Raw genomic sequence first — 3,048 nt, 5'->3', positions numbered from 1 at the left:
CGCCGCCACGGCGGCGGCGCTTGCGCGGGCCGGCCGCCGCGGGGTCGCGCGGCGCGCCCGAGGTCAGCAGCGCTTCGCGAGCGGCGACATCGCCGTCGATGAAATCCGTCCACCACTGCGCCACCGATTCGTCCAGTTCGCCGGACTCGCAGCGCAGCAGGAGGAAATCATACCCCGCTCTAAATCTTTGGTGTTCCAGCAGCCGGAGCGCGCCGCGGCCCGAGCGCTTCTCGAGACGCAGTTGCAGGCCCCAGATTTCGCGCATGTCGGCCGAGTAGCGCTTGTGGATCGCGAGCTTCTCGGTCTGCATTTCGAGCACGTCGTCCATCGCGCGTTGCAGCGCGGGCACCGGGAACTCGCCGTTCGCGACGTTCTGGTTCCAGCGCTGGCGCATGTCGTGCCAGAGCAGCGTGGCGAACAGGAAGCCCGGCGAGACGGACTTGCCGGCGCGCACGCGCGCATCGGTGTTGTTCAGCGCGAGCGTGATGAACTTCTCGCCCTGCGGCTGTTCGAGCACCACGTCGAGCAGCGGCAGCAGGCCGTGATGCAGGCCCTCGCTGCGCAGTTGCTTCAGGCAGGCCAGCGCGTGGCCCGACAGCAGCAGCTTCAGCATTTCGTCGAACAGGCGCGCGGCCGGCACGTTGCCGATCAGGTCGGCCAGCGGCTTGATCGGGTCGCGCGTGTTGGGTTCGATGTCGAAGCCGAGCTTGGCCGCGAAGCGCGCCACGCGCAGCATCCGCACCGGATCCTCGCGGTAGCGCGTGGCCGGATCGCCGATCATGCGCAAGAGTCGTGCGCGCATGTCGGCCATGCCGTCGTGGTAATCGAGCACCGTTTGCGTCGCGGGGTCGTAATACATCGCGTTGATCGTGAAGTCGCGGCGCGCCGCGTCTTCGTGCTGCTCGCCCCAGACGTTGTCGCGCAGCACGCGGCCGCTGGCGTCCACGGCGTGCGTGCGGCGATCGAGCTCGTCGCGCTTCATGCGGCGCGGCGGGGCCGCATCGGGCTCGGCCTTGGCGGCGGGCGCGTCGGCCGGCGCATCGACGAGCGCGCGGAACGTCGATACCTCGATCAACTCCTGGCCGAACTGCACGTGGACGATCTGGAACCGGCGGCCGATCACGCGGGCGCGGCGGAACAGGCGCTGCACCTCGGTGGGCGTGGCGTCGGTGGCGACGTCGAAATCCTTCGGCGCGATGCCGAACAGCAGATCGCGTACCGCGCCGCCGACGATGAAGGCGCGGAACCCGGCCTGCTGCAGCGTGTCGGTGACGCGCACGGCGTTGCGCGAGATCAGCGAGGGATCGATGCCGTGCACGGCGGCCGGCACGATGGTCGGCTCGGTGCGGCTCGCGGCCACCTTGGCGGCGTCGCGCGCGGCCTGCTTCTTCGCTGCGGCGACGGCGGCGGGCGAGGCTGCCGCCTCAAACGAGGCAGCGGGCGCGCCGGAGGCCGGGGCGTCGTCGTGGGCGGCGGTGTCGTCCTGCCCGAGCAGCTTGCGGATGAATTTTTTGATCACGAGGCTTGGAAGAGTTCGAGGATGCGCCAGCCCTGTTCGCGGGCATGGGCGCGCAGCGTGTCGTCGGGGTTGGTGGCGACCGGGTCGGTGACTTTCGCGAGCAGCGGGATGTCGTTGTGCGAATCGCTGTAGAAATAGCTGTGTTCGAAATCGGCCAGGGACTTGCCGAGCGAGGCGAGCCACGCTTCGGTGCGCGCGATCTTGCCTTCGCGGAAGCTCGGCAGGCCGGTGGCGCGGCCGGTCAGGTCCGAGGCCGGGTGGCCGTCGACCGTCTCGACGTCGCAGGCGATCAGCGTCTCGACGCCGAACGCCGTGGCGATCGGACGCGTGACGAACGCGTTGGTGGCCGTGACGATGCAGCACAGGTCGCCGGCTTCGCGGTGCTGGCGCACCAGATCGACGGCGGCCGGCAGCATCGCCGGGCGGATCACTTCGTGCATGTACTGCTCGTGCCAGGCGTCGAGCTGGGCGCGCGGGTGCTTCGCGAGCGGCGCCAGCGCGGCGGCCAGGTAGGCGTGGATGTCGAGCGTGCCGGCCTTGTAGTCCGCGTAGAAGCGGTCGTTCTGCGCGCGGAAGCGTTCCGCGTCGACGAGGCCGAGCTTGATCATGAAGCGACCCCATTCGTGGTCGCTGTCGGTCGGGATCAGCGTGTGATCGAGGTCAAAGAGTGCCAGATTTGTCATGGAGGGGCATTTTACTTGAAGCTACTTGATCGAGCCGGAAGTGCCGGCCGCGATGGCCGTCTCGCGCTCGAGCGTGGCCAGCAGCGTGCGCAGCAGCGGCAGCGTAACGGCGCGTTTCTGTTCGAGCGAGAAGCGGTCGAGCGCGTCGAGCAGAGCCATCAGGCTCGGCATGTCGCGCCGGTAATGAGTCAGCAGGTAGGCGGGCACGTCGTCGGCGATCGCGATGCCGCGATCCTTGGCGGCCCGCTTGAAGACGGCGGCCTTGTCGGCGTCCGACAGCGGCGCGAGGTGGAACACCAGGCCCCAGCCGAGCCGCGTGCGCAGGTCCTCGCGCACGTCGAGCGCGAGCGGCGCGGCCGGCCCGGCGCCGACGAACGCGCTCGACGGATGCGCGCGCACTTCGTTGAACAGGTTGAACAGGGCGATCTGCTGGGTGTCGCTCATCGCGTCGATGTCGTCGACCGCGTAGAGCGAGACGCGCGGATCGAACGCGATCGCGCCGAGCGGGCTTTGCGGCGTGAGGTAGCGCGCGCTGCCGTAGGAGGTGTCGTAGACAAGCGCCTGCAGCAGATGGCTGCGGCCGCTGCCGGCCTCGCCCCAGACGTAGAACGACCGGTCGGCCACCGGGCCGGCCGCGAGCGCGAGATCGAGCCGCCGCAGCCGCGACACGAGTTCGTGGTTCGCGCCGATGGTGAAATTCTCGAAGGTCCGGGGCGGCGGGGTACCGAGGTCGAGCGTCAGTTGACGAGTGGCGGTCACGATGCGGATCGGTCGAGGTCGGGCGGCGTGCCGAAGCCGCCGCGCCGATGCGCCGCCGCCACAGCGCGCGGCGCGCCGGGCGTGGCG

3 protein-coding genes are annotated in these 3,048 nt (G+C 69.8%); all 3 read right to left on the bottom strand.

Annotated features, from left to right (window positions below; all coding sequences use genetic code 11):
* On the bottom strand, nt 1-1,519 hold a 1,519-nt coding region (pcnB, locus tag G3N92_RS32400), incomplete at its 3' end, for a polynucleotide adenylyltransferase PcnB (RefSeq protein ID WP_206131609.1).
* Nucleotides 1,516-2,202, bottom strand: a complete 687-nt coding sequence (locus G3N92_RS32395) for an HAD family hydrolase (RefSeq protein ID WP_206131608.1) — start codon at nt 2,200-2,202, stop codon at nt 1,516-1,518. The genes G3N92_RS32395 and pcnB, both read right to left, overlap by 4 nt.
* Before the next feature lie 21 nt (nt 2,203-2,223).
* Entirely contained in the window at nt 2,224-2,961 is a 738-nt protein-coding gene (gene hda, locus G3N92_RS32390) for a DnaA regulatory inactivator Hda (protein ID WP_206131607.1), read from the bottom strand.
* Nucleotides 2,962-3,048 lie beyond the last annotated feature (87 nt).

This window comes from Burkholderia sp. Ac-20379 (genome assembly GCF_017104645.1).
GTDB lineage: Bacteria > Pseudomonadota > Gammaproteobacteria > Burkholderiales > Burkholderiaceae > Burkholderia.
The sequence above is the reverse complement of the archived record's forward strand: the minus strand, read 5'-3'. Positions and strand labels throughout refer to the sequence as shown.

Excerpts from the sequence above, each read along its gene's own strand:
- G3N92_RS32395 (WP_206131608.1), bottom strand. The coding sequence starts at position 2,202 with ATGACAAATCTGGCACTCTTTGACCTCGATCACACGCTGATCCCGACC.